Genomic DNA, 1,331 nt, shown 5'->3' on the forward strand with positions numbered 1-1,331 from the left:
GTATTCCCCGCCTCGGCGAGCTCGACATAGACGCTATGGCGTCGGGCCCGAGGTGTTCGAGGGAGTGCCGCACACTCCGGCGCTGCTCGATCACCTCCTGGAACGGGCTGCCGTAGTAGAACGGCGTGGAGAACGTTGTGCGCGGCCGCGTATAGAGCACCGCGCCTTCGCCGCGGGTCCAGATGACGCCCCACACACCGATCATCGGATTGGAAAGGCGCTGCCCGATACGCACACGTTTGAGCGCAACCCCGGCCGCGACCAGCCGTTCCGATAGTCCGCCGACGATCGCTTCGGGGGAACAATCCCGCCGCGCTGGTCCGATCAGCCAAGTGACGAGTTCGGCCTGTTTTGCATGACGACTGTGTTCCAAGTAGGACATCGCTGAAGCCTTTATTCTAGGCCAGCACCACATCCGGCCAAAGCCAAAACTTGGCCAGCCGCGACGCCGACGCCCCCCTCTCCCTACGGCGATTGCGGAGCGATCGTCCGGTCTTCACGGCGAGAGGGTAAGGGTCATGTGCGCAAGGTTAAGCATATCATCAACCGGTCCGACTGTTTGGAGGGTCGGTTTTTTGCCACGCTTCTTGGCCGCCTTGAGCAGGCGCTCCTGCTCAGCTTGCGCTTGCTCAGGGCGCTCGCGCCGAATGACCAGTCGCAGGATCAGCCGCTCACCGGTGCCTTCGTCGATACGAACGCTGACCTCGCCTTCCTGCTCAGTCTGGGCAGCAAGCGCCGCGAAGAGGTCGAATGCGGAGCCGTCCGGATGCGACAAGCGCAGCGAGTTCAAACCCAGCCGGCAAGTGCATCTGCACCTCCGACCAGTGATCCACAATATCGGGTCGAATCAATATCCCGATCTTGAATCACATTCCGATTCCAGACGTCTATCCCTTAACCTTAGTCTAGGTCGCTTCGCCCGGCTTATGGAAGTTCGATCTCGCCGTCCACCACGTGGTTGAGGCCAGTGCCTTCCGCCGTCAACGTCATGCGGACGTTCAACTTCTTCTCGCCGCCGATTTGCCCTTCACGCACCATCTCCTCGATATTGCGCTGGGAGGTGACGCCGACTTCCTTCAGGAACTTGCGGATCGACATGTTGAAGGCGTCTTCGCTCATGGCGGAACTCCTCTGTGTCCGGAGATTGTAAGGGAAGGCAAGGGATCAAGGAAGCAGGACGGTGACGCTCGGTCCCATAGGGGCCGGAAAATGATAGAACAATAGGTCGACATAATAGTCCTGACCTCCCACCTCGAGGTGATATTGGCTCCCAACAAATGCGAAGCCTTTGCCCAGCTCGAGGATAAGGGCGCGAAGGTGCTCCAACAGGC

3 protein-coding genes and 1 pseudogene are annotated in these 1,331 nt (G+C 60.0%); all 4 read right to left on the bottom strand.

The features are described from left to right. Nucleotides 1-382: pseudogene (locus EOA28_RS35845) on the bottom strand (hypothetical protein); the annotation flags it as partial. Between the two features lie 114 nt (nucleotides 383-496). Continuing rightward, nucleotides 497-790 carry a hypothetical protein gene (locus EOA28_RS35850; RefSeq protein ID WP_245501684.1) on the bottom strand — a complete coding sequence of 98 codons (294 nt, stop codon included), beginning with the start codon at nucleotides 788-790 and terminating at the stop codon, nucleotides 497-499. A gap of 134 nt (nucleotides 791-924) precedes the next feature. Further along, nucleotides 925-1,119, bottom strand: a complete 195-nt coding sequence (locus tag EOA28_RS35855) for a DUF6494 family protein (RefSeq protein WP_128315848.1) — start codon at nucleotides 1,117-1,119, stop codon at nucleotides 925-927. 45 nt (nucleotides 1,120-1,164) lie between these two features. Continuing rightward, the gene (locus EOA28_RS41035) at nucleotides 1,165-1,326 is read right to left on the bottom strand and encodes a PDDEXK nuclease domain-containing protein (RefSeq protein ID WP_281060957.1); all 162 of its coding nucleotides are present in this window, start codon (nucleotides 1,324-1,326) and stop codon (nucleotides 1,165-1,167) included. Nucleotides 1,327-1,331: the final 5 nt, after the last annotated feature.

Origin of the sequence: Mesorhizobium sp. M2A.F.Ca.ET.067.02.1.1, from assembly GCF_004023285.1 — a bacterium.
Classification (GTDB): Bacteria; Pseudomonadota; Alphaproteobacteria; order Rhizobiales; family Rhizobiaceae; genus Mesorhizobium.

Excerpts from the sequence above, each read along its gene's own strand:
- EOA28_RS35855 (WP_128315848.1), bottom strand. The coding sequence starts at position 1,119 with ATGAGCGAAGACGCCTTCAACATGTCGATCCGCAAGTTCCTGAAGGAA.